The organism is Herbaspirillum rhizosphaerae (assembly GCF_001189965.1).
Taxonomy (GTDB): domain Bacteria; phylum Pseudomonadota; class Gammaproteobacteria; order Burkholderiales; family Burkholderiaceae_D; genus Herbaspirillum; species Herbaspirillum rhizosphaerae.
This window is the reverse complement of record NZ_LFLU01000023.1, coordinates 1-21,499: the sequence shown is the minus strand read 5'-3', so window position 1 is coordinate 21,499 and position 21,499 is coordinate 1. Positions and strand designations below refer to the sequence as shown.

General features: G+C 61.2%; 27 protein-coding genes. 12 read left to right on the top strand and 15 right to left on the bottom strand.

Going from position 1 to position 21,499, the window contains the following annotated elements:
* Positions 1–17: 17 nt before the first annotated feature.
* Both AKL25_RS21930 and AKL25_RS21925 read right to left on the bottom strand, forming a co-directional pair.
* The gene (locus AKL25_RS21930) at positions 18–1,043 is read right to left on the bottom strand and encodes a D-cysteine desulfhydrase family protein (protein ID WP_050479850.1); all 1,026 of its coding nucleotides are present in this window, start codon (positions 1,041–1,043) and stop codon (positions 18–20) included.
* Between the two features lie 109 nt (positions 1,044–1,152).
* On the bottom strand, positions 1,153–2,268 hold the full coding sequence (locus AKL25_RS21925; RefSeq protein ID WP_050479849.1) for an MBL fold metallo-hydrolase: 1,116 nt from the start codon (positions 2,266–2,268) through the stop codon (positions 1,153–1,155).
* 266 nt (positions 2,269–2,534) lie between these two features.
* Between AKL25_RS21925 and AKL25_RS24345 the strand changes: the two genes are divergently transcribed.
* The gene (locus tag AKL25_RS24345) at positions 2,535–2,705 is read left to right on the top strand and encodes a hypothetical protein (RefSeq protein WP_157050729.1); all 171 of its coding nucleotides are present in this window, start codon (positions 2,535–2,537) and stop codon (positions 2,703–2,705) included.
* Between the two features lie 329 nt (positions 2,706–3,034).
* Here AKL25_RS24345 and AKL25_RS21920 read toward each other — a convergent pair whose 3' ends face one another.
* The gene (locus AKL25_RS21920; protein WP_050479848.1) at positions 3,035–3,436 is read right to left on the bottom strand and encodes a carboxymuconolactone decarboxylase family protein; all 402 of its coding nucleotides are present in this window, start codon (positions 3,434–3,436) and stop codon (positions 3,035–3,037) included.
* Between the two features lie 57 nt (positions 3,437–3,493).
* Positions 3,494–4,828, bottom strand: a complete 1,335-nt coding sequence (locus tag AKL25_RS21915; RefSeq protein ID WP_050479847.1) for an aminotransferase-like domain-containing protein — start codon at positions 4,826–4,828, stop codon at positions 3,494–3,496.
* A 99-nt stretch (positions 4,829–4,927) separates the two neighbouring features.
* On the opposite strand from AKL25_RS21915, the gene AKL25_RS21910 reads away from it, so the two are divergent.
* A complete protein-coding gene (locus AKL25_RS21910) occupies positions 4,928–5,545 on the top strand; it encodes a DJ-1/PfpI family protein (protein WP_050479846.1) in 618 nt (205 codons plus the stop codon).
* A gap of 39 nt (positions 5,546–5,584) precedes the next feature.
* Here the strand turns inward: AKL25_RS21910 and AKL25_RS21905 are convergent, their stop codons facing one another.
* On the bottom strand, positions 5,585–6,532 hold the full coding sequence (locus AKL25_RS21905; protein WP_050479845.1) for a GlxA family transcriptional regulator: 948 nt from the start codon (positions 6,530–6,532) through the stop codon (positions 5,585–5,587).
* A gap of 195 nt (positions 6,533–6,727) precedes the next feature.
* Between AKL25_RS21905 and AKL25_RS21900 the strand changes: the two genes are divergently transcribed.
* The 4 genes from AKL25_RS21900 (at position 6,728) to hutG (ending at position 9,772) form a co-directional block, all read left to right on the top strand.
* A complete protein-coding gene (locus AKL25_RS21900; protein ID WP_050479844.1) occupies positions 6,728–7,528 on the top strand; it encodes an SDR family NAD(P)-dependent oxidoreductase in 801 nt (266 codons plus the stop codon).
* 47 nt (positions 7,529–7,575) lie between these two features.
* Complete coding sequence (locus AKL25_RS21895; protein ID WP_050479843.1) at positions 7,576–8,334, top strand: SDR family oxidoreductase; 759 nt, start codon at positions 7,576–7,578, stop codon at positions 8,332–8,334.
* Between the two features lie 147 nt (positions 8,335–8,481).
* Complete coding sequence (locus AKL25_RS21890) at positions 8,482–8,772, top strand: putative quinol monooxygenase (RefSeq protein ID WP_050479842.1); 291 nt, start codon at positions 8,482–8,484, stop codon at positions 8,770–8,772.
* A gap of 193 nt (positions 8,773–8,965) precedes the next feature.
* Positions 8,966–9,772 (top strand): N-formylglutamate deformylase, encoded by an 807-nt coding sequence (gene hutG, locus AKL25_RS21880; RefSeq protein ID WP_050479840.1) that lies wholly within the window; start codon positions 8,966–8,968, stop codon positions 9,770–9,772.
* A gap of 84 nt (positions 9,773–9,856) precedes the next feature.
* On the opposite strand, the gene AKL25_RS21875 is transcribed toward hutG, so the two are convergent.
* Positions 9,857–10,354, bottom strand: a complete 498-nt coding sequence (locus tag AKL25_RS21875; protein ID WP_050479839.1) for a Csu type fimbrial protein — start codon at positions 10,352–10,354, stop codon at positions 9,857–9,859.
* A gap of 336 nt (positions 10,355–10,690) precedes the next feature.
* Here AKL25_RS21875 and AKL25_RS21870 point away from each other — a divergent pair, with 336 nt between their 5' ends.
* Entirely contained in the window at positions 10,691–11,107 is a 417-nt protein-coding gene (locus tag AKL25_RS21870; protein WP_050479838.1) for a VOC family protein, read from the top strand.
* Positions 11,108–11,155: 48 nt separating this feature from the next.
* Here the strand turns inward: AKL25_RS21870 and AKL25_RS21865 are convergent, their stop codons facing one another.
* Positions 11,156–12,046: a LysR family transcriptional regulator gene (locus AKL25_RS21865; RefSeq protein WP_050479837.1), complete on the bottom strand. Its 891-nt coding sequence runs from the start codon at positions 12,044–12,046 to the stop codon at positions 11,156–11,158.
* 192 nt (positions 12,047–12,238) lie between these two features.
* Here AKL25_RS21865 and AKL25_RS21860 point away from each other — a divergent pair, with 192 nt between their 5' ends.
* From AKL25_RS21860 to AKL25_RS21850, 3 genes are all read left to right on the top strand, one after another.
* A complete protein-coding gene (locus tag AKL25_RS21860; protein ID WP_050479836.1) occupies positions 12,239–12,985 on the top strand; it encodes an SDR family NAD(P)-dependent oxidoreductase in 747 nt (248 codons plus the stop codon).
* 38 nt (positions 12,986–13,023) lie between these two features.
* Positions 13,024–13,770, top strand: a complete 747-nt coding sequence (locus tag AKL25_RS21855) for an SDR family NAD(P)-dependent oxidoreductase (RefSeq protein ID WP_050479835.1) — start codon at positions 13,024–13,026, stop codon at positions 13,768–13,770.
* A 68-nt stretch (positions 13,771–13,838) separates the two neighbouring features.
* Positions 13,839–14,486, top strand: coding sequence for a glutathione S-transferase family protein (locus AKL25_RS21850; protein ID WP_050479834.1), 648 nt, complete (start codon positions 13,839–13,841; stop codon positions 14,484–14,486).
* A gap of 72 nt (positions 14,487–14,558) precedes the next feature.
* Here AKL25_RS21850 and AKL25_RS21845 read toward each other — a convergent pair whose 3' ends face one another.
* The 6 genes from AKL25_RS21845 to AKL25_RS21825 all read right to left on the bottom strand — a co-directional run bounded on the left by AKL25_RS21845 (position 14,559) and on the right by AKL25_RS21825 (position 17,586).
* The gene (locus tag AKL25_RS21845; RefSeq protein WP_050479833.1) at positions 14,559–14,927 is read right to left on the bottom strand and encodes a VOC family protein; all 369 of its coding nucleotides are present in this window, start codon (positions 14,925–14,927) and stop codon (positions 14,559–14,561) included.
* Between the two features lie 166 nt (positions 14,928–15,093).
* Positions 15,094–15,396, bottom strand: coding sequence for a hypothetical protein (locus AKL25_RS21840; protein ID WP_050479832.1), 303 nt, complete (start codon positions 15,394–15,396; stop codon positions 15,094–15,096).
* Positions 15,397–15,767: 371 nt separating this feature from the next.
* Positions 15,768–15,890: a hypothetical protein gene (locus AKL25_RS24785; protein ID WP_276203021.1), complete on the bottom strand. Its 123-nt coding sequence runs from the start codon at positions 15,888–15,890 to the stop codon at positions 15,768–15,770.
* Positions 15,891–16,010: 120 nt separating this feature from the next.
* Positions 16,011–16,361 (bottom strand): hypothetical protein, encoded by a 351-nt coding sequence (locus AKL25_RS21835; protein ID WP_050479831.1) that lies wholly within the window; start codon positions 16,359–16,361, stop codon positions 16,011–16,013.
* A gap of 83 nt (positions 16,362–16,444) precedes the next feature.
* On the bottom strand, positions 16,445–17,104 hold the full coding sequence (locus AKL25_RS21830; RefSeq protein ID WP_050479880.1) for a glutathione S-transferase family protein: 660 nt from the start codon (positions 17,102–17,104) through the stop codon (positions 16,445–16,447).
* A gap of 53 nt (positions 17,105–17,157) precedes the next feature.
* Positions 17,158–17,586, bottom strand: coding sequence for a RidA family protein (locus tag AKL25_RS21825; protein WP_050479830.1), 429 nt, complete (start codon positions 17,584–17,586; stop codon positions 17,158–17,160).
* Positions 17,587–17,709: 123 nt separating this feature from the next.
* On the opposite strand from AKL25_RS21825, the gene AKL25_RS21820 reads away from it, so the two are divergent.
* Positions 17,710–18,597, top strand: coding sequence for a LysR substrate-binding domain-containing protein (locus AKL25_RS21820; protein WP_050479829.1), 888 nt, complete (start codon positions 17,710–17,712; stop codon positions 18,595–18,597).
* A 33-nt stretch (positions 18,598–18,630) separates the two neighbouring features.
* Here AKL25_RS21820 and AKL25_RS23945 read toward each other — a convergent pair whose 3' ends face one another.
* Positions 18,631–19,323, bottom strand: a complete 693-nt coding sequence (locus AKL25_RS23945; RefSeq protein ID WP_083444830.1) for a formylglycine-generating enzyme family protein — start codon at positions 19,321–19,323, stop codon at positions 18,631–18,633.
* Positions 19,324–19,575: 252 nt separating this feature from the next.
* A complete protein-coding gene (locus tag AKL25_RS21810; RefSeq protein ID WP_050479827.1) occupies positions 19,576–20,514 on the bottom strand; it encodes a helix-turn-helix transcriptional regulator in 939 nt (312 codons plus the stop codon).
* Positions 20,515–20,610: 96 nt separating this feature from the next.
* Between AKL25_RS21810 and AKL25_RS21805 the strand changes: the two genes are divergently transcribed.
* Positions 20,611–21,360 (top strand): SDR family oxidoreductase, encoded by a 750-nt coding sequence (locus AKL25_RS21805; protein WP_050479826.1) that lies wholly within the window; start codon positions 20,611–20,613, stop codon positions 21,358–21,360.
* Positions 21,361–21,499 lie beyond the last annotated feature (139 nt).

Here is a 21,499-nt window from a genome sequence, read left to right as displayed (position 1 = left end):
GGCGCTGAACCGATGGCTCATTCAAACGCATCGCGATACGCATAAATCGAGGGCGTGCCGCCGGTCATGATGAACAGCACGTTCGCCCCCGACTTGAATTTGCCCTCCCGGATATAGGCCAGCATGCCGGCGAATGCTTTGCCGGAGTAGACCGGATCGAGCAAGATCCCCTCGGAGCGCGCCAACGCCAGCACGGCGGTCTTCATTTCTTCGGTAGGGATGCCGTAGCCGGCGCCGCGCTGGCTGCCATCGACCAGGACGTCGTCTTCCGGCAGCGCGACTTGGTGGCCGAGCAGCGCCAGCGTCGCTTCGGTCAGCTGCGCGGTTTTCTGGCGGGCCGTGTCGCCGTCGTGCAGGGTGGAGAATGCCTGGACCAGGCGCGGGGATTTGCCTGCGCTGAGCAATCCTGCCGCCAGGCCGGCATGGGTGCCGGAGCTGCCGTTGGCAAGCACGATGTGGTCGAATTCGATCGGCAGTTCCTTCTGCTGTTCCAGGATTTCATACAGACAGCTGACGTAGCCCAGGGCGCCGATTTCCGTGGATCCGCCCGTCGGGATCAGGTAGGGCTTGCGGCCCGTCTGAATCAGCTCTGCCACACGCGCACGGGCGCGCTCCAACGGGGTTGTACCTGCTTCCGCCACTTCGACGCGGGCGCCGAAGATCTTGTTCAGGAACACGTTGCCGCCGAGTTCGTATTCTTCATTGGTCTTGGGCACCTGGCGTCCCAGGATGATCTCGCACTGCAATCCGGCCTTGGCGGCCGCAGCGGCGGTGAGCCGGGCGTGATTCGATTGCAGGCCGCCGATGGTGACGATGGTGTCGGCGCCTTCGGCCATGGCGGCGCCGAGCAGGAATTCCAGCTTGCGCAGTTTGTTGCCGCCGCCGCCGAGCGCCATCAGGTCGTCGCGTTTGACGAAGATGTTGACGTCGCCGAGGTCGGTGATCTCGCGCGCCAATTCCTTGAGCTGATAAACGGGCGTTGCGCCGTCGACGAGGCGCATGCGTGGAAACGGGGCAAGGAGATCGGTGGTGGTGGAGGGCATGGTTTTCTCAGGTTGATTGGCTGCGCAACGTATCAGCGGCGATTGTAGATGTTCTGGGAAAAGCCGGTTTTGCCCGGCGCATTTCGTGGCGGCAGCGGCAGCGGCAGCCTCAGGGGCGGGCCTGGACATCGGTCGGCGCAGCTGCCGTTCCATCCGGCTCGCCATCCGACATCACCGGCAGCGATTCGCTGCGCCACCTGAGCATGCCGCCGGCCAGATTGGCGACCTGGCCAAAACCTGATTTGGCCAGCAGGGCGCTGGCCTGCGCGGAACGCACGCCCGAGCGGCAGACCGCCACGACCGGCTGCGCCGGGTCGATTTCGGTCAAACGGTCCTTCAGTTGAGACAACGGAAGCAGTTGCGCGCCGGCAATGTGGCCGATGCCGTCGATGAACTCGGCGGCTTCGCGCACGTCGACGATTTGCACGTCGGCGGCGTGTTCCAGCAAGCTCATCGGTTCGATTTCCCAGATACCGCTGAAGCGCAGCGTCAGCGGCGCCCACGCCGGCGTATCGGGCGTCGGCAGATCGCCCTCGGGTTTGCCGCAGCGCAGGTTGGCCGGCACGGCGACGTCCATCAGCTTGGGATGCGGCAGATTCAGGTTGTTCATGTAGCCGGCAAAATCGCCGACGTCCGCATCGCCGCCCAGGCGCGGGTTGAAGCGGCGCTCCTCGGCGACGCTGCTGACGGTGATGCCGCGATAGTCGTGCGCGGGGTAGAGCAGGCACTCGGCCGGCAGGCTCAGGATCTGCTCGCGCACGGACGCGAACAATTGCTGCGGGCTGCCTTGCTGGAAGTCGGTGCGGCCGCAGCCGCGAATGAGCAGGCTGTCGCCGGTGAAGGCCATGCTTTGATCGTCCAGCACGTAGGTCAGGCAACCGCCGGTGTGGCCGGGCGTGGCGCGCACGTTCAGATGACGGCTGCCGAAGCCGATGCGGTCGCCGTGACGCAGCGCTTGTCCCACCAGTGCGGTATCGGCAGCGGCCGCTTCGGCCAGTGCGATGCGGCTGCCGCAGCGTTCATGCAGACGCCAGGCGCCGGTGACGTGGTCGGCGTGCACGTGGGTATCGAGCGTGGCCGCCAGCCGCAGGCCGAGCTCTTCCAGCAGCGCCAGGTCGCGCGGCACCTGTTCATAGACGGGATCGATCAGCAAGGCCTCGCCGCCGTCGCCCAGCAGGTAGGTGTAGGTACAGGAACCGGGGTCGAACAGCTGGCGAAAAATCATGGCGGACTCGGAAAGGTGGGATGGCGCAGACGCATGTCGCGCTGCAGCCATTGCATCATATCAAACGCTCCCGCCGCCGCCGGTTTTGTGCCGCGCCGGGTCATGCGGGCCGGCAGCCTTGCGAGTTGCATGATCCGAGGGACGTCTTGCGTTGTTGCTTATTGGCGGCTAAACAACATGGCGTTGTTGGAATTTACAAACTGATCGGTATAATGTTCCTAAAACAAGCGTAAACGTCGGACCCGATCACGGGCCGCGGGGGAATCATGGATCAAATGGGAATGCCATTGCTGGGGGTGCTGCTGGCCGCTGCCTGCATGCTGGTCGTCGGGCTGGGCGCCGTCGTGCGTCAGGTCGTCGCCAGACGGCGCTTGCGGCAGATGCGCGCGCAGTACGAAGCCAAGAAGTGTGCACGCCGTGAGGCGGAAGGCCTCTGACCTAAATCGCCCGGACCCGCCCGGACCGCTCCGCCAGCGCGACAGCCGCTGCCTGTTCCGACCGGTGCACGTCACCGAATACCTCACCAGCAAACCGCGCGACGCCTTACTCCTCTTGCATCACGCATTTTCGCGCGCCGGCAGCCGGCCAGCGGCGCATTACTGGGAACCGATCGTGGGGCGCGTCCTGCCGCTGCTGACCGACGGCGGGTTGAGCTGCTGAGGGAGCGCGATGCCGCTTGAAGCCGGATGAGGAGCCCGCGCAAGCGGGCTTCTTCCGTGTTGAACGCCCGCTTCCGGCCGACATCACCCGCGGTTTGCCGTCGATACTACACTTCCGGAATGAAGCGTTCGTCTACCGGAACCCGGTAACCATTTGCCAGCCGGTTGGTTTCGTTCGCCAAACCGACAACCGCAAGCATCTCTGCAAACATCTCGTCCGTCATGCCTTTGGCTTTCGCCGCCGCCGTGTGCGAATGGATGCAATATTCGCAGTTGTTCGTCACGCTTACCGCGATGTAAAGCATCTCCTTCGTCAGCGGATCGAGCGCTCCCGGCGCCATCACCTGCTTTACGTTGGACCAGATACGCTGGAGCGTGGTCGGAGAACTGGCCAGGACTTTCCAGAAATTGTTTATCCAATCGGTATTGCGGGCGGCCTTGATATCATCAAACACCGCCTGCACCTCTTTCGGCGCAGCGCCATCTTCAACCATTTTCACCATCGCCATGTGCGGCTCCTTGTAAAAAATCTCTGTCCAATTTGGAATAAAAATCCCAGTCTGCTCTCAATACGCATAGCCTTCAATCACCTTGCGCACGATCTTCAACGCCGCCTGCAGCGCCTCCGGTTCCACCGACCCCAGCGCGAGCCGGATCGCATGCGGCACATGTTCCGAAACCGCAAACGGCTCGGCAGTCGAGACCGAGACGTTCTGGTGCAGCAGCGCCATGGCGACCTGATCGGCGCGGACCTCTTCCGGTAAAGGCAGCCACAGGAAATAGGACGCCGGATGCGAGATGGTGTGCAGGCCCCTGAGCGTTTTGCGGGCCATCGCCTGCCGGCTTCTCGCATCTGCGCGTTTCTCCGCTTCAAGGCGGGCAACGGTGTCGTCGTCGATCCATCCGCAGGCGATGCCGGTCATGATGCCGGGCGTATTCCAGGTGGTGGCGCGGATGGCGCGTTCTACCTTGGGCGCCCAGTGGGAAGGCGCAGCGACGAAGCCGACGCGCAGGCCGGTTGCGACGCTCTTTGAGAGTCCCGAGACATAGACCGTGAGTTCCGGCGCCAGCGCAGCGAGGGGCGGCGGCGGATTCTCCGCGAGGAAGGCGTAGGCCGCGTCTTCGATGATCAGCAAGCCGTATTGCCGCGCGATCGCCACCAGCTTCTTGCGCTGCTCCAGCTTCATTACCCAGCCCATCGGATTGTGCAAGGTCGGCATGGCGTACACCGCCCGCACGCGGCGCTTCTTGCACAGCTTTTCGAGGGCATCCAGATCCGGGCCTTCTTCCGACAGCGGAATAGCCGCCAGCTCCAGCCTTTGGTTTTCGGCGAGCACCTTGAATCCCGAATAAGTCAGTGCATCGGTCGCCACCACGTCGCCGGGATGCAGCAAGGCCATCGCCGTCGCCGCCAGGCCATGCTGCGCGCCGCTGACGATGAGCACCTGATCCGCAGTGACCGACAAGCCGCGCGACAGCAGATGCCGCGCTACCGTGGCGCGCTCATGCGGTCGTCCGGCATGCGGCTGGTAGCGCAGCAAGGCTTCCAGGTCGCCGGAGCCAGCCAGCCGGCGCAGGGCGCTGCTCAGCAGCCGGGTTTGTTCGGGCAGGGAAGGGTAGTTGAAGTTGAGATCGACCACGCCGGCGGCGACCGCGTGCAGGTCGACGCCTTGATCCGGCGGCAGGGCGGTTTCCCTGACGAAGGTGCCGCGGCCGGTCTCGCCGCTGACCAGGCCCATGGCTTCCAGCTCGGCGTAGACCCGTGTCGCCGTCGCCAGCGCCAGTCCTTGTTTTACGGCGAGCTGCCGGTGCGTGGGCAGGCGCGTGCCGGGCTTGAGCGCACCGGCGCGGATGTCGGCGGCGAAGCGATCGACCAGCTGTTTGTAGCGGGCGTGGGCCATATCCTGAAGCCTTATGTATCCATGACAATAATTTGATTGTACTGATTGCGGATCCTATGATGCTTCATCGCCACCAGACTTGAACAGGGAAACCACGCCATGCACATCAGCATTCTGACCTTCGACGGTTTCAACGAGCTTGATTCGCTCATCGCCTTCGGCATCCTCAACCGCATCAGGAAGCCGGACTGGCGCGTCTCGATCGCCGGGCCGAGCCAGCAGCTGCGCTCCATGAACGGTCTCGAGATCAATGCCCACGTCACGCTGGAAGAGGCCGGACGCGCCGACGCCGTCCTCGTCGGCAGCGGCATGAAAACCCGGGAAGTGGTGGCGGATGAAGCGATCATGGCGCGCTTGCAGCTGGATCCGTCGCGGCAATTGCTGGGTGCGCAATGCTCCGGCACGCTGGTGCTGGCAAAACTCGGCCTGCTCGACAAAGTGCCTGCCTGCACCGATCTCACGACCAAACCGTGGGTGCAGGAGGTAGGCGTGGAGGTATTGAATCAGCCTTTCTTCGCCAGAGGCAATCTCGCCACGGCGGGCGGCTGCCTGGCGTCCAGCTATCTGGCGGCGTGGGTGATTGCGCGGCTGGAAGGAATCGATGCCGCGCAAAGCGCCATCCACTATGTCGCGCCAGTGGGCGAGAAAGAGGAATACGTGGCGCGCATGATGGCGAACATTGCGCAGTTCATGCCGGAGGCAATGGCTGCAGCGTGAGCCCACGCGTGAGGCGGACGGGGCGCTCAGCCGTCCTCGTTATCTGGCCTCGCGCACATCGCGTCGGATCGCCTGCGGCGGCACGCCGAATCCGCGCATGAACACTTCCCGCATGTGACGCCGGTCGCGGAAGCCGGTTTCCCTGGCGATCACTTCCAGCGGATGCCGGCTTTGCTCGATCATCAAGCGCGCCGCTTCCAGGCGCAATCCTTCGATGGCCTTGGCCGGCGACTGGCCGGTTTCTTCGGTGAACACGCGGCTGAACTGGCGCGGACTGAGGTTGACCGACTCCGCCAGCTCATCGACGGTCAATTCCTTGCCCAGATTCTTGCGCGCATAGTTCAGTGCATTCTGGATGCGGTCCGACTTGGGCGACAGGTCCAGGATTTCAGAATGCTGGGATTGTCCGCCCGAACGGCGCTGATACATCACCAGCTTGTGCGCGACCGAGCGCATCGCGTCGCTGCCGAGATCCTTCTCCACCATCGCCAGCGCCAGATCCAGCCCCGCCGTCATGCCGGCCGAGGTCCAGATCGGACCGTCGACGATATAGATCCGATCGTCTTCCACCTGAATGTCCGGAAAGCGCTTCTGCATCTCGCGCGCAAAGTACCAGTGCGTGGTGGCGCGGCGTCCTTCCAGCAGACCCGATTCCGCCAGCACGAAGCCGCCGGTGCAGATGGCCGCGATACGGCGCGCGCGGGTCGCGGCTTTTTTCAGGAAGGCCTGTTCTTGCGCCGACGCAGGCGAACTCACCGGATCGCCGACGCCGCTGACGATCCACGTATCCACCTGGGTGCGCGCGGTCGGCACCCGGGTCGTGATGCTCAGGCCCAGCGAGGAGCGCACCTCGCGGCCGGCCAGAGAGAAGTTCTCGATCTGATAGAACTGCTCGCCGGCCACCATGTTGGCGTACTCGAACACGGCCTGTGTCGCCACCGCCATGATCTGAAATCCATCCTGAAGCAGGTATCCGATGCGATGCATGTCTGTTCCTCGTCTGTTTTGTCCGGCTTGTCCGACTTGTCCGACTTGTCCGACTTGTTCGATTTTTGGCGCATGTCCTAAAACATGACCATAAACGTCATTTGAGCCATCGTCAAGTACTCCTATGATGCGTCCATGCATTTGCACATTCCGGATTGACCGGTTCATCTCAACAGACAACACAGGAGCAACATCATGACCCAGGCACACCAAGGTACTGCCCTCATCACCGGCGCCTCTTCCGGCATCGGCGCCATCTACGCCGACCGCCTGGCCAAGCGTGGCTACGACCTGATCCTGGTCGCCCGCAACCGGGATCGCCTCAACGCACTGGCCGACCGCATCACCACCGAAACCCGCCGCACGGTTGAAGTACTGGCCGCCGACCTCAATGACAAGTCCTCGCTGGCGCAGGTGGAAGCCAAGCTGCGCAGCGACGCCAGCATCACCTTGCTGGTCAACAACGCCGGCATCGGCACTCACACGCCGCTGCTGTCGAGCGACGTCGACAAGATGACGCAACTGATCGACCTGAACGTCACCGCGCTGACCCGCCTGACCTACGCCGCCGTACCGGGCTTCGTGGCGCGCGGCCAGGGCCGGATCATCAATATTTCCTCCATCGTCGGCATCGGACCGGAAATCCTCAACGGCGTCTACGGCGGCAGCAAGGCCTTCGTCTACGCCTTCACCCAATCGCTGCATCACGAGCTGGCCAAACAAGGCGTGCAAGTGCAAGCCGTCTTGCCCGGCGCGACCGCAACCGAATTCTGGGACATCGGCGGCCTGCCGGTGGAGAACCTCGATCCGAACATCGTCATGACCGCAGACAACATGGTCGACGCCGCCCTGGTCGGCTTCGATCGCGGCGAACTGATCACGATTCCGTCGCTGCAGGATGCGAGCGAGTGGGAAGCCTACGAGGCAGCGCGCCAGGTCATGCTCCCGCGCCTGTCGAACAAGGCCGTCGCCCCGCGTTACATCGCTGCGAAGTGATCTTTGATTTCCTCCAATTTATTTACTCAATTAACGAAAGACCCATCATGAAACTCACCGACAACACCATCTTCATCACCGGCGGCGCCTCCGGCATCGGCCGCGCACTGGCAGAAGCGCTGCACGCCCGCGGCAACACCGTCATCATCGGCGGCCGCCGCAAGGCATTGCTGGACGAAGTCGTCGCCGCCAATCCCGGCATGGCCGCCATCGAAATCGACATCGCCGACCCGGCCAGCATCGATGCCGCGGCAAAGACACTGATGGCCCGCTATCCGGCGCTCAACGTGCTGATCAACAACGCCGGCATCATGCCGTTCGACGACGCCGGCGCGCAGATCGACGACAAGGTGTCGCGCAGCATCCTCGACACCAACCTGCTCGGCCCGATCCGCCTGACCTCCGCGCTGATCGACCAGCTCAAGCGCCAGCCGCGCGCGACCATCATCCACAATACTTCGGTGCTGGCTTTCATTCCGCTGGCGGCGACGGCGGTGTACTCCGCTTCCAAGGCGGCCTTGCATTCGTATGCGATGTCGCAGCGCTTCATGCTGCGCGACACCACGGTGCGCGTGCAGGAAATCGCGCCGCCATGGGTCGATACCGACCTGGTCAAGAAGAGCGGCGATCCGCGCGCCATGCCGCTGGATGCCTTCATCGCCGAGACCATGGTCGCATTGGAGAGCGACGCCGAAGAAGTGATCGTCGAAGCGGTGCGTCCGCTGCGCGCCAATCCGGGACCGGGCGAACACGCCATGTTCAACGGCTTCAACCTGTCGCTGATTGAGAATCCGATTCCGGTCTGATCGCGAGCGGTATCACCACTGAATCGCCGCCTGCCGAGGGCGGCGATTTTTCATTTTCCGTTGAAACTGAAACAAATCGCGGCCGGCTACCCGGGATCGCAATATCAGCGACAATGGCCGGACGTACTCACCAGCCAAGGAACTGACATGACTCAACCCATCGCCGTCGTCGCCACCATCACCGCCCATCCGGGTCAGCGCCACGCGGTCATCGACGCGCTGCGCACAGCCGTCGCCGCGGTGCGCCTGGAGCCAGGCTGCGAACAATATGTGTTGCACGAGGATATCGATCAGCCCAACCGGCTGATCATGATCGAACGCTGGAGCAGCGCCGCAGCGCTGGAAGCCCACGGACACGGCGCGGCATTGGCCACGCTCGGCCAGGCGTTGAAGGATCGCGCCGATCTGGAAATCATCAAACTGATCGCAGTGAGCTGACACCTCTACGCGTCGTGTGTCAGGCGCGTGCTGTCGCAACTGGCGATGGCCGGAGAGCGCAGCGGTGAAGCGACGGCCCGCAGGAGGCATGGAGGTTGCTTGAAGCAAACGGCGCCCGGCGACACTGGCGCAGTGTCTTTGCCGGCAAACCAGCCGGAAGACACTTTGACCGAATGATGAACGGAGAGCAGCAATGGCAGTCGATTTTTTCAATCTCACACGTGGAGAGCAGCCCTTGCTCATTTCCATTCCCCACATGGGCACGCATATCCCCGACGGGATCGCCGGCCGCCTGACGCCGGCCGCGAATCTGCTGGCCGACACCGACTGGCATCTGGCGCAGTTGTACGACTTCGCCGGAGCCATGGGCGCGACCATTCTGCAGGCGACGCACTCGCGCTACGTGATCGATCTCAATCGCCCGCCCGGCGACGAGAGCCTGTATCCCGGACAAGCGACGACCTCGCTTTGCCCGACCGAAACCTTTCCCGGCGAATCCATCTATCGGGACGGCCAGGCGCCTTCCAAAGAGGAGATCGCCGGGCGTCTGGCGACATACTGGCGTCCGTACCATGACCAGTTGCAGGCGGAACTCGCGCGCTTGCGCGCGCTGCACGGCGCCGTGCTGCTTTGGGATGCGCATTCCATCGCGAGCCGCTTGCCGCGTCTGTTTGACGGCAAACTGCCCGATTTCAATTTAGGCACCAACGAAGGACGCAGCTGCGCGCCGGCGGTGCAGGACGCGGTGGGGCGTGCAGCATCCGTCGCCGTCGGCGGGAGTTTTACCTCGGTGGTGAACGGCCGCTTCAAAGGAGGTTACATCACGCGCCATTACGGGCAGCCGCAAGACAACATCCACGCGGTGCAGCTGGAGATGTGCCAGTCGACCTACATGGACGAAACGCCGCCCTTCGGTTACCGGCCAGACCTGGCGGAACAATCGGCGCCGGTGATCCGCACCATCATGGAGGCAGCGCTGCAGGCGTTGCCGCGGCCTTGACGCAAGGCAGATGGCACCGCCGCCTCGTCGCACCATGAAAAAAGCCCGGCATCTGCCGGGCTTTTTGCTTGCTGTGAAACCGGATTAGTAGGTCAGCGTAACCGTCACTGTGTCCGTATAGACGCCGGCCAGCGGAGTCTGTGCGCTGGCGATGCGGCCATACACGGTCAGGTTTTGCACCAGGCCGCTGCCGGTGCCGGCTTGTGTGTCGGTGCCGATGGTCGAGCCCCAGTTATTGGTGCGGCCGGAATCGCGATACAAGGCGTAATTCAGTGTGCCGCCCAGCGAGCCGGTCAGCTTGCGCACGCTGGTGGTGGCGCCGGTGCCGGCGCCTGCATCCAGGCCGATGGTGTAGGAAGTGCCGTTGGTGCACAGTACGGCGATGTTGCCGGTTTGATCGACTTGCGAGCTGGTGTAGTTGCCGAAAGCAATCGTGGAGCCGACTACGGTGCAGGATGCCAGAACCGTTGCGGTGACGACCAGGGTGCCGGTCGCTGTTGCAGCAAAAACCGGCGCGCCGGAAACCAGCATGGCGGCAGCGAGGGTGGCGCAGATGACACGGTTTTTCTTGATGGTGAACATGGCAGTCTCTCCTGATTTTTGGCGTTTCATTCTTGTCCTATTACGAGAATGTGGAATTCGCCGGGCACAGGTGAACTTTACTTTTTAGGGATACCCGCAGGTATCGGGGGAAACCTTACTTGCTTGCCAATTTCATCGGGGAATTCCTGAGGAGGTGTTGATGCAGGGAAACAGGGAAGAGGAACGCCGACGAGCGTGTCCCATGATTGCCGGTCGCTGAAAGCCATCTTGCGCCAAATCCGGTATCGTTACGTACCAATACGCTGGCACAGCTTGCCCGAGCAAGGTCGTCAATGCCGCTGCACGAAAACCCATGTTTCAACACCAAGGATTCCCATGAAGTCACTCTTCCATCTCGCCTATCACGTCCACGATCTGGATATCGCCCGCGATTTCTACTGCAAGCTGCTCGGCTGCGAAGAAGGACGCAGCACCGAGACCTGGGTCGACATCGACTTTTTCGGACACCAGCTCTCGCTGCACCTGGGCAAGCCGTTTGAAGTGACGAACACCGGCAAGGTCGGCTCGCACATGGTGCCGATGCCGCACCTGGGCGTGATCCTGCAGATGGACGACTGGCGCAAGCTGGCCGACGCCTTGTCTGCCAGCGGCAAAGTGCAATTCGTCATTCCGCCCAGCATCCGTTTCGCGGGCGAAGCCGGCGAGCAGGCGACCATGTTCTTCAGCGATCCGTCCGGCAATCCGATTGAAGTAAAAGGGTTTGCCGATCTGGCGCAGGTCTACGACAAATAACATCCGCGCAGTGCGACTCAGGGACTGCGGGGTTTGCTGGCGGATGCTTTACGCAGCGTCCTGATCGATCAACTGACTGAGCCGCGACACAAACAGCTTCAGCATCGGCGAGGCATTCGCCTTGCTGTAGCCGGCGCATAGCTCGACGGTCGGCGGCGTGCCGGCCAGCGGGCGGCTGATCACGGACCAGGGCATCAGGTTTTCCACATACGAGGGAATCAGCGTGACGCCGCGCGTCGACGCCACCAGCGACATCACCATGGCCGGATTGTCGACGCCCTGGGTCGGCACGATATCCACGCCTTCCCGCTGCAGATAATCATCGATGGCGGCGCGCAGCACCTTGGCCTTGTTCGCCATCGCGATGAATTTTTCACCGACCAGATCCTGCGCGCGAATGCTCTCGCGGGCGGCGAGGTGGTGGTCGCTGGGCATGAGCACTACCAGCGGCTCGCGACTGACGGCGTGATAGGCGAGGTCAAAGCCCGGCTCCGCCCGCAGGAAGGCGAGATCCAGCTTGCCGCGTGCCAGGCTCTCCGCGAGGTCCGGCGAGTAATCGCTGGAGACGGTGACATCCACGTTCGGCAATTCCTCGCGCAAGATGCTCATCGCCCTGGGCAGCCATTTCATCTCTTGTCCCGTCAGAAATCCCAACGCGAACCTTTGCTTGGCCGGCTGGGATGCACGCCGCGCCGCTTCGATGGCGGCGTCGACCTGGGTCAGCGCCAGCCGGGCGTGATCAAGAAAGGCCTTGCCCGCCGCCGTGAGTTCCACGCCGCGCGCGCTGCGGCTGAACAGCTCGGCGCCGACCTGTTCTTCCAGGTCGCGGATCTGCCGGCTCAGGGACGGCTGCGACGTATGCAGGCGCTGCTCGGCGGCGACGGTCAGGCTGCCGGTTTCGGCGACGGCGATGAAGTAACGCAGGTGGCGCAATTCCATTTTGCTACTCCTGTTTCTTGCATAGCCATGCTTTTCAGGCATGCCTATCAGCTTATAAAGTCTTTTTTCATTTTGCCATAAGTTCTTATATTCCTTCCTGTGGCGGCGTATTCCGGATCTGTTCCGCAAGCCCGCCGATGTCATGGGATCGTCTTCCCATGTTTAAAAAACATACCTCGAAGGAATTGCATCATGGCTCATCCTGTTGTCCTCATCACCGGTGCGCTCACCGGTATCGGCCGCGCAACCGCGCTGGCTTTTGCAAAAAACGGCGCTCATCTGGTCGTTTCCGGCCGTCGCGAAGCGGAAGGCAAGGCGCTCGAAGCAGAACTGCGCCAGTTCGGCGCCGAAGCGCTCTTCGTCCGCGCCGACGTGCGTCTCGACGACGATGTGCGCGCTTTGGTCGACAAGGCCGTGTTGCGTTTCGGGCAGATCGACGTCGCCGTCAACAACGCCGGCACCGAAGGCCAGCCCGGCCTGATCGTGGACCAGACCGCCGACAGCTACGCCGCCACGTTTGACACCAACGTGCTGGGCACGCTGCTGAGCATGAAGCACGAGCTGCGCGTCATGAGCGCGCAAAAGAGCGGCAGCATCATCAATATCTCATCTACTTATGGACACGAGGGCGCCGCCTACGCGTCGGTGTATGCCGGCAGCAAGCATGCGGTGGAAGGCATGACCAAATCGGCGGCGCTGGAAGTCGCCGCCAGCGGCGTACGCGTCAACGCGGTCGCTCCCGGACCGACCGATACCGGCATGCTGGATCGCTTTACCGGCACCCCTGAGAACAAGGCCGCGCTGGCCGGTCGCGTACCGCTCGGTCGCGTCGGCAAGCCTGCCGACATCGCCGCCGCCGTGCTGTATCTGGCGTCCGAAGGCGCGGCATTTGTGACCGGCCAGATCGTCACGGTTGACGGCGGCAAGACCGCCGGCTGATTCCCCCATTCACCACCTCACGATCAAGGAGTCGCATCATGAACACACTCATCGGAAAGACCGCGCTGGTGACCGGCGCATCCCGCGGTATCGGCCGCGCCAGTGCGCTGGCGCTGGCGAAAGCCGGCGCCCAGGTGCTGGTGCACTACAGCAGCGGCGAGCAGGAAGCCGCGACCGTGGTCGAAGAAATCCGCCGGGCCGGCGGCAAGGCGGAGAAGGTCGCTGCCGACTTGCGCCAGCCCGACGGTCCGCATCAACTGGCCCAGCGCGTGCGCGCCATCATCGGCGGACGGTTGGACGTGCTGGTGGCCAACGCCGGCGTTGCCAACGCAGCGTCGATCCAGGACACCACGGTCGAAGACTTCGACAAGCTGTTCGCGGTCAACGTGCGCGCGCCGTTTTTCCTGGTGCAGCAATTGCTGCCGGCATTGTGTACAGGCAGCAGCATCATCCTGCTGTCGTCGCTGGCGGCGCATGCATCGGTCGGCACGCTGTCGGCCTATGCCGCCACCAAGGGCGCGATCGATACGCTGGTCAAGCATTTCGCAGCGGAACTGGGCGAACGCGGCATCCGCGTCAACGCCGTGGCGCCGGGCGTGGTGCCGACCGACATGTCCAACTTCGCCAAGACCGAGGCCGGACGCGACTTCACACTCGGCATGCAAGCGCTCAAGCGCATGGCGCAGCCGGACGACATCGGCGCCGCGATCGCCTTCCTGGCATCGGACCAGGCGCGCTGGATCACCGGCGACACCTTGCGCGTCGACGGCGGTTCGAAGCTGTAAATAACGCACACGCCCATAACAGAGTGCACCACCCGCAACTCATCATTCAATCATTCAGGAGTTTCATCATGACCAGCAACACCCTCAAGCTGTATCAATCGTCCGGTTCGCCCAATTCGCGCCGGGTGCGCATGTTCCTCGCCGAGAAGGACATGCAAGTCACCGTCGTCCCGGTCGATCTGGGCACGAAAGAGCAATTCTCGGACGCCTATCGCGCCATCAACCCGCGCCTGCAAGTCCCGGCGCTGGTGCTGGAGGACGGCGCCGCCATCGCTGAAGTGCCGGCAATCTGGCGCTATCTGGAATTGATTCACCCTGCGAATCCTCTGCTGGGCAGCAGTGCGAAGGAGCAGGGCGTGATCGCCATGTGGGAGCGGCGCGTCGAGCTCGACGGTTTCGCCGCCGTGATGGAAGCGGTACGCAACACCGTGCCGGGTCTGCAAGGCCGCGCCTTGTCCGGTCCGCATCTCTACGAGCAGATTCCGGCGCTGGCCGAACGCAGCCTGCTGCGCATCAAGAACTTTTATGCCGACATGAACGCGCGTCTTGCAGAGTCGCCCTTCATCGCGGGTGAACAGTTTTCGGTGGCGGATATCACGGCGCTGGTGACGGTCGACTTTGCCACCGGCGGCGCGAAGCTGCCGATTCCGGAAGACCACACGGCACTCAAGCGCTGGTATGAGATTGTCGCTGCGCGTCCCAGCGCCAAGGCATAAGCAGGATATTGGCGTGTTAACGAAAAACGGCCTTCGACGAAGGCCGTTTTTATTTTGTTGTTGCGCCCGGCATCAGGTTGCGTCGCGATACGCGCGGCTCGATATCGCGACCGGGTTGCAGTCCGGATCCTTGGCGTTGGCAAACGCATAGCCGTTGGCCTGATGCGTGCTGCCGAAGATCAGCCCGCGCCGGGCGCTCTGTTCCTTGAAGCCGTCGACGTCGCGCACGCTGAACATGAGCTTCACGCCCGCTTGTCCAAGTTTCACGCTTTTGGCCGCCTGATGGATCAGGATGCTTGCACCGGCGTGCGGGGAGTGCAATTCAATCAGCCCCTCCACCATTTCGCCGGTGGTCTCGAAGTCAAAGAACTTGCGGTAGAACTCGGCCGTGGCGGACGGATTTTTCGCGTAGATGAGGATGGTGTTGAGTACGGCCGACATGGCGCTCCTGACGATGTAGTTGAAATCCGGCGGATCGCCACTCTAACAAGGAAAGCTATTTTTTTCAGCGGTAATTTCGGTCAGGCCGGCACAATGAAAAAAACCGCCATCGGCAAGATGGCGGCCTCAATGCATCTCAGGATGATGGCGTCAGCGCATCAACATATCAGAGCGGCTTCGATCCTGGGTTGGTCTTTTGATCGTTGCCGCCGGCCTGTTGGTTCTGGCCGCGATTTTGCTGATCCTGCTGCTTTTGCGCGGCGCCGCCTTGCTGTTGACCGGCGTTGGCGTTCTTCTGATCCTGCTGGTTGCGGCTGTTGTGGTCGGCGCCGCCTTGTTGTTGATTCTTGCCCTGGGATGCCTGATCCTGCTGTGCAGATTTTTGCTGACCGGCCTGGTTGGATTGACCCGCCTGCATCTGCTGGTTAGGTTGATTATCGCGTTGCTGCTTGTTGTCTTGATTGGACATCGTGATTCTCCTTGAAGAGCGGTCATGAATGTTGCTCGTGATCGTCTGCGCGCGGCGTTGCCGGAACGCAGACAAACTCGCCGGCGGATTGGACCGGAGGTTCCGCGGCGATTGCTTATCCTGCGCGCAATGCAAGGCTGCGCCTATCGGCGGATGACGATAGCGCGTGTGAGGAAACGCGCCGGTGCGTGTAGGCAAGTGCATACAGCCGTGAGCAAGGATGCGACGTGCAGGACGTTACGCAGGCCGGGGATCGGAGGAGGGTATTGCTGGAAGGGAACAACAGGGCTGCTGAACAGATTTGTGAGCAGCGCAATCCGGCTGCCCACAACAACATGCGCGATGCCCGGCGTTGCGCCAGGCGACGCAATTTACTTGCCGGCTTCTTGCTCGGCCATTTCCAGGCCCAGCTCTTCCAGCATGCTGTTGACCAGCTTGTCAAAGAAGATACGGTAAGTCGATTCCATGTTCTTGATACGACGCAATTTGCGCATGACATTCCTTTAGTTGATTGAGAGAATTTTTCACAGCATGTCTGCTGAATGTGCGGCAGTATATCTCAATCGGACGCTATGCCTTGTTTGGCGCGGTGCGCAGGCGCGACAGGAGGGCCGCTACCAGTCCCATGTTCCGACCTCTTCCACGAGCACTTTCTTGCCCTGCATGATCAGCAGGCCGCCGTTTTCCTGCACCTGGTAAGAGGTCGCGCCATTCCTGAATTCATACCCAAGGAAGCGGCAAGGCGTGACGCCGTCCGCACACAAGGTATGCATCGTCTTGCCGCGCAGCTTGATGCTCTTGCCGGATTTCTTGCTGGTGCCGAGGTAGGACACGTTGTCGCAGCCCACTGAGCCTTCTTCGCAATTTTCGTGAATTTCGATGACGAAGGACGGGGTCGTCAGCGTGCTTGCGTATGTCTGGCCAAGGACAAGAAGGAGCAAGGGAAGGGAAAGGTATCGTTTCATGTTGCGGGAGCAGGAATGTGAGCAGGGTTTGTGTCCGGCGGTCACGGCAGCAACATTCCGTCGCTGCCCATGCGAACAATACATCAGTCCCGGTCGGGGGCGCCAAGTGGAAAGTAGGGCCGAAAATAACGCGCCTCATCCACCGCCCGTGCAAAGGACGGACGGGCAAGCAAATTTGCACGGTAGCCGCGCAGCAATGGAAAGTCCTCTGAAATCCTGTGCGTCCAATCCGCGTAGAACAACGAAGGCGCCGCGGCACAGTCTGCGAGGGTGAAATCTTCGCCTGCAGCCCAGGCTTTTCCGTCCAGTTGTCCTTCTAGCCAACGATAGGCGCGCTCCAGTTTTTCCGCGGCAAAAGCCAGGCCCTCTTCGCGCTTCAGCGGGTCGCCCGTCAGCGCGCCGCCTACCGCGTGCTGGACTGCGCTCATCACGTGCAGGTCGAAGAAGCGATCAAGAAAGCGGACGTCCAGCGCCATCATCGGATCGGCCGGTAACAGGCGCACCGGGCCGGGATGCGCGAGCTGCAGGTACTCGATGATGATGCTGGTCTCCGCCACGCTGCGTTCGCCATCCACCAGCAGCGGAAATTTTCCTATTGGCCAGCGCCGGCGCCATTCCTCCATGTGCAACGGCATGTCCGGGGCAAGGCTACGGAATTCGCAAGGAACGCTGTTTTCATACAATGCGATGAGCACTTTCTGCGTGTAGGAGGAGAAGGGATGGCCATACAAAATGAGGGACATATCTTTGGCTTTCGCAGTTTGCAACAGGTTGGCGGCGTCTTGCGGCTGCAGAATCATGAGGCGGAAATCGAGTCCGCTCGATGTTCATTCCGGCTTGCCGCGACGATGGCAACGGCTTCAATCTCAATCATGGCGTCGGGCGAGTATAGCGCCGATATTTCCACCAGGGTTTCAGCCGGGTAAGGCGCGGAAAACCACTTGCGACGCAATTCCGTCATCTTCGGCATATGCGCCATGGAAGTAAGAAATACGGTGACTTTCACCACCGAGTTCAAACTGCTCCCGCCGGCATTCAATACGCGCTCCAGGTTGCGATAGGCTTGCTCAGCCTGGGCATCGAAATCTCCTTTGCCGACGATTTCGCCGTCGTTACCCATGGCGGCCTGACCAGAGGTAAACAAGAAGCCGCCGGCGGTGATTGCCTGGGACAAAAGGTAGGGGGCGTATGGGTCCGGATCTGTGTGTACCGGTTCGAGTTTCATGCGAAGCCTTTATGGTTGAGAATATGTCATTCATGAATGGTTCGAAGCCAGTATTGAGGCAGAAGGGGCGAGGCGCAAATGTTAATATCTCAGCCGATAGATGAAATGATCTAATCTATAGGCATGAGAAAACTCCCCCCTTTGGGCACACTGCGCGTTTTTGAAGCCGCTGCGCGCCATCTGAGTTTCAAGGATGCCGCCAGCGAGTTGAACGTCACGCCAACTGCCGTGAGTCATCAGATCAAGCAGCTGGAAGATGTTCTCGGCGTCAAATTGTTTGAGCGCGGCGTGCGTGAAGTACGCCTGACGGCATCGGGGCGGTCGCTTTTCCCGACGTTGCGCGAAGGGCTGGACAGTTTCGAGAGCGCAATTGCTGCAATCACGAGCACGGGCAAAGCCAGGGTTGCAACCTTGTCTTCCACGGTCGCGTTCATGGCAAGACGGCTCGCCCCCAAAGCCGGTTCGTTTCGCAGTGCCTATCCCGATTGGACGTTACGACTCGATGCGTCAGACGATCCGGTCGATCTCGATTCTTATGCAGATGCGGCGATACGCTATGGGAGCGGACGCTATCCCGACCTGATCGCAGAACCGTTGTTTCGGGACCGCGTTGCGCCTGTGTGCAGTCCCAATCTGGGATTGAAGACCGTGGAAGACCTGTCCGGAATGACATTGATCCATTTCGACTGGGGTCTTGCCGCACGGGGCGGCGAGCGTGCACCCATGTGGCGGGACTGGCTTTTTAAAGCAGGAATATCCGGCGTTGAAAGCGAGTCCGGGCTTTCCTTCACCGATGAGATCCATGCGGTGCAGGCAACGCTGGCGGGTCAGGGGGTAGGCTTGCTGAGTTTGACGCTGGTGGCGGAGGAAATTGCGTCAGGCATCCTGGTGCAGCCGTTCGGGCTGTCGCTTGAAAGCCATGACTACACGTTGGTGTACAGCCCGCGCGCCGCCGAACGCCCCTCGACCATGTTGCTTCGGGACTGGGTGCGCACGCAGTTTTCGGTGTGATGCGGACATGCGCCGGCCTGACGCATGGCGCCCTTATCGGCTGCCAGGTGTCAATGACCGGGCCACGCGAAAACCGAGGTCGTCGATAGAAAACGTCGGATGGCTGCGGCGGCGATTCGTGGCAAGGCATCCTCTTTCCGTATCCGACCAGCCGCCGCCGCGAAACAGGCGATACGCACCATAGACCTCCGGATCGTACTGATCCGAGCACCACTCCCAGACATTGCCGAGCGTGTCGTACAAGCCCCACTGGTTGGCTTGCTTTTGGCCGACGTCATGTGTACGGCCTTCGGAATTTTCGCGGTACCAGGCGATGTCCCCGAGATTTCCATATCTCGGACCATTGCTCCCGGCACGACATGCGTACTCCCATTCAGCTTCTGTTGGAAGGCGATAGCCGGTGCCGCCGGCAACAATAGCTGCGCCGGTATCGTCATCGTGCATGTCATAACAAGCCGTGAGATTGGCCATCTCCGAAAGCAAATTGCAGAACTTCGCTGCATCGTTCCACGAGACGTTTTCAACCGGGCGCTGTGCTGTTGCGAGCGACGATGGATGGTGCGGCATCAGTGCAGCATATTGCGCCCGGGTCACCGGATAGCGACCGATTGCAAAGGCCTGGAGTTCAACGCTCCATGTACGACGGATTCTGTCGTCCCGCAAGACAATGACGCCGGCAGGAATTTGCACCATGTGAACGTCGGGCAATCTGGATTTTTGTTCCATTTTTTGATGGTGATGTGAGCCGACGCTGAGGAAAGAAACAGATACTACTCTTACTTGCCGGGATGGCTTGTCAATTGCCGGGATTGAGCACCATGAAGTCGGCATCTATGCCGCTGTCAATGCATGGAGGCTTCTGACGACTATCTGATGCAGAGGCGCTGACTGCGGCGCGGTTTCGCAATCGCGTATGTGTTCATGTTCCTTTGAATGGCTCAACAACCACTTCCGGCCGTGGTCGGAAGTAAGCGAAATTCACGACATGGCAGGCGCCTTGCCGGCATTGTCCGCCTCCGCGTTTTGCCGCAATCTGGAATACTGGCCCGGCGGCATGCCGGTATGGCGGGTGAAGGCGACCGTGAAAGTGCTCGATGAACTGTATCCGACCAGCGCCGCCACCTCTGCGATCGCCTTTTTTTGTTCAAGAAAACTTTTTGCCAATGCCATCCGCCACGACAGCAGGTAGTCCATCGGCGTGACGCCCAGGGCCGCGCTGAATCGCTGGAAAAAAGTGGAGCGCGACAGCGCCGATTCTTTCGCCAACAGCGCAACCGTCCATGGTTCCTCGGGACTTTCATGGATGCGGCGGATCGCACCCGCCAGCCGGATATCTGCGAGACCGCGCAACAGGCCGGGCGCCGTCACGGCATTGCTGGATGAGCGTAAGGCCTCGATCAGCAGGACTTCCAGCAGGCGTTCGAGCACCACTTCCCGGGCAGGGCGCTGCGAACGCGCCTCATCGATGGCCAACTGCACCAGCGCCGACAAGCGGACGTCGCCGCGAATGTGGACCAGCTTCGGCAGCAGCGTCAACAGCAAGGTAGCGTCCGGTGAAGTCAAGTGACAGAAGCCTACCAGCGATCGCACATCCGCCTCGGCCGATACTGAACCGTTGCGATGTTCGCCGTTGTCCAACACCACGGGTTCGGACTGCCATTCATTCTCGAGAGGGATGTCGAAGCTGGTCGCTGAAAATGTCGACATGGATGGGATCAGCAAAAAATCGCCGGTTTCGGCGACCAGTTGCAACTCATCGACCGTATAGCGGATTTTTCCTTCCAGCACGACGCAGCAGCACAACGGCGCTTCTTCGAGTGTGCCGCGCACTCCCCAGCGTCCTGCACCGGTCACTATTTTCGTATAGGACATCTTGGGCTGGAGAAGCGTCACAACGGAGGTCAAAGGATCAAGCATTTCGGACTCTCGCAAACAAATCTAAGACTTTGGATTGTAGATGGTTTCTTCCATGCCGGTTATTGTCGTGCTTCCCCCGACAATGAAAGGATGCACATGAAAACCGTTTTAATCACCGGCTGCTCGTCCGGATTCGGCCTGGAAATCGCCAGGTATTTTTTGGACCGCAAATGGAACGTGGTCGCCACCATGCGTACCCCGAATGAGGATGTTCTGCCAAAGTCTGAACATTTGCGCATCTTGAAATTAGATGTGGCCGACGCAGAAAGCATCCGTCGTGCGGTCGAAGAAGCCGGGCCTATCGACGTCCTGGTCAACAACGCCGGTATTGGCATGCTGGGGCCGTTCGAAAGCACGTCGATGGATGCCGTGCGCGAAGTATTTGAAACGAATACCTTCGGTACGATGGCCATGACGCAGGCATTTCTGCCGCAGTTCCGGACACGCAGAGCGGGCGTTGTCGTCAATGTGGCTTCGTCCGTGACGCTGAAAGCCTTGCCGCTGCTTCCCGTCTACACGGCCAGCAAAGCGGCGATTGTCGCATTCACGGAATCGCTGGCGCTGGAGCTGAAGGAATTCAACATCCGGGTCGGCGTGGTGCTGCCCGGAATGGCGCCCGAGACAGCGTTTGCCGCCAATGCCGGTTCGCGGGTCATCCAGACATTTCCTGAAGATTACGTGCCCACGATGAACGCGGTGATGTCCGGGTTTCAGAATTACACCGGTTCAGTGACGCGTTCGATTGATGTTGCCGACGCGGTGTGGCAAGTCGTGCAAGACGAGGCAACCGCATTCCGCGTTCCGGCCGGCGCGGATGCTGTCGAATGGTTTAACCAGGTTAGTTAGAACTATGTGCAGGACATTGGAATGCGATACGTACACGCGTGTGTATCGCATTTCGCGCGGTTTGCTGCCGGCCGTGTTGATTTGCATCGAAAACGGATCCACTTAGCCGCATAATTTGCACCAAAAATTGACCCACGTA

Coding starts and splice junctions, on each gene's coding strand:
- AKL25_RS21930 (WP_050479850.1), bottom strand. CDS start 1,043: ATGCCCTCCACCACCACCGATCTCCTTGCCCCGTTTCCACGCATGCGC.
- AKL25_RS21925 (WP_050479849.1), bottom strand. CDS start 2,268: ATGATTTTTCGCCAGCTGTTCGACCCCGGTTCCTGTACCTACACCTAC.
- AKL25_RS24345 (WP_157050729.1), top strand. CDS start 2,535: ATGGATCAAATGGGAATGCCATTGCTGGGGGTGCTGCTGGCCGCTGCC.
- AKL25_RS21920 (WP_050479848.1), bottom strand. CDS start 3,436: ATGGCGATGGTGAAAATGGTTGAAGATGGCGCTGCGCCGAAAGAGGTG.
- AKL25_RS21915 (WP_050479847.1), bottom strand. CDS start 4,828: ATGGCCCACGCCCGCTACAAACAGCTGGTCGATCGCTTCGCCGCCGAC.
- AKL25_RS21910 (WP_050479846.1), top strand. CDS start 4,928: ATGCACATCAGCATTCTGACCTTCGACGGTTTCAACGAGCTTGATTCG.
- AKL25_RS21905 (WP_050479845.1), bottom strand. CDS start 6,532: ATGCATCGCATCGGATACCTGCTTCAGGATGGATTTCAGATCATGGCG.
- AKL25_RS21900 (WP_050479844.1), top strand. CDS start 6,728: ATGACCCAGGCACACCAAGGTACTGCCCTCATCACCGGCGCCTCTTCC.
- AKL25_RS21895 (WP_050479843.1), top strand. CDS start 7,576: ATGAAACTCACCGACAACACCATCTTCATCACCGGCGGCGCCTCCGGC.
- AKL25_RS21890 (WP_050479842.1), top strand. CDS start 8,482: ATGACTCAACCCATCGCCGTCGTCGCCACCATCACCGCCCATCCGGGT.
- hutG (WP_050479840.1), top strand. CDS start 8,966: ATGGCAGTCGATTTTTTCAATCTCACACGTGGAGAGCAGCCCTTGCTC.
- AKL25_RS21875 (WP_050479839.1), bottom strand. CDS start 10,354: ATGTTCACCATCAAGAAAAACCGTGTCATCTGCGCCACCCTCGCTGCC.
- AKL25_RS21870 (WP_050479838.1), top strand. CDS start 10,691: ATGAAGTCACTCTTCCATCTCGCCTATCACGTCCACGATCTGGATATC.
- AKL25_RS21865 (WP_050479837.1), bottom strand. CDS start 12,046: ATGGAATTGCGCCACCTGCGTTACTTCATCGCCGTCGCCGAAACCGGC.
- AKL25_RS21860 (WP_050479836.1), top strand. CDS start 12,239: ATGGCTCATCCTGTTGTCCTCATCACCGGTGCGCTCACCGGTATCGGC.
- AKL25_RS21855 (WP_050479835.1), top strand. CDS start 13,024: ATGAACACACTCATCGGAAAGACCGCGCTGGTGACCGGCGCATCCCGC.
- AKL25_RS21850 (WP_050479834.1), top strand. CDS start 13,839: ATGACCAGCAACACCCTCAAGCTGTATCAATCGTCCGGTTCGCCCAAT.
- AKL25_RS21845 (WP_050479833.1), bottom strand. CDS start 14,927: ATGTCGGCCGTACTCAACACCATCCTCATCTACGCGAAAAATCCGTCC.
- AKL25_RS21840 (WP_050479832.1), bottom strand. CDS start 15,396: ATGTCCAATCAAGACAACAAGCAGCAACGCGATAATCAACCTAACCAG.
- AKL25_RS24785 (WP_276203021.1), bottom strand. CDS start 15,890: ATGCGCAAATTGCGTCGTATCAAGAACATGGAATCGACTTACCGTATC.
- AKL25_RS21835 (WP_050479831.1), bottom strand. CDS start 16,361: ATGAAACGATACCTTTCCCTTCCCTTGCTCCTTCTTGTCCTTGGCCAG.
- AKL25_RS21830 (WP_050479880.1), bottom strand. CDS start 17,104: ATGTCCCTCATTTTGTATGGCCATCCCTTCTCCTCCTACACGCAGAAA.
- AKL25_RS21825 (WP_050479830.1), bottom strand. CDS start 17,586: ATGAAACTCGAACCGGTACACACAGATCCGGACCCATACGCCCCCTAC.
- AKL25_RS21820 (WP_050479829.1), top strand. CDS start 17,710: ATGAGAAAACTCCCCCCTTTGGGCACACTGCGCGTTTTTGAAGCCGCT.
- AKL25_RS23945 (WP_083444830.1), bottom strand. CDS start 19,323: ATGGAACAAAAATCCAGATTGCCCGACGTTCACATGGTGCAAATTCCT.
- AKL25_RS21810 (WP_050479827.1), bottom strand. CDS start 20,514: ATGCTTGATCCTTTGACCTCCGTTGTGACGCTTCTCCAGCCCAAGATG.
- AKL25_RS21805 (WP_050479826.1), top strand. CDS start 20,611: ATGAAAACCGTTTTAATCACCGGCTGCTCGTCCGGATTCGGCCTGGAA.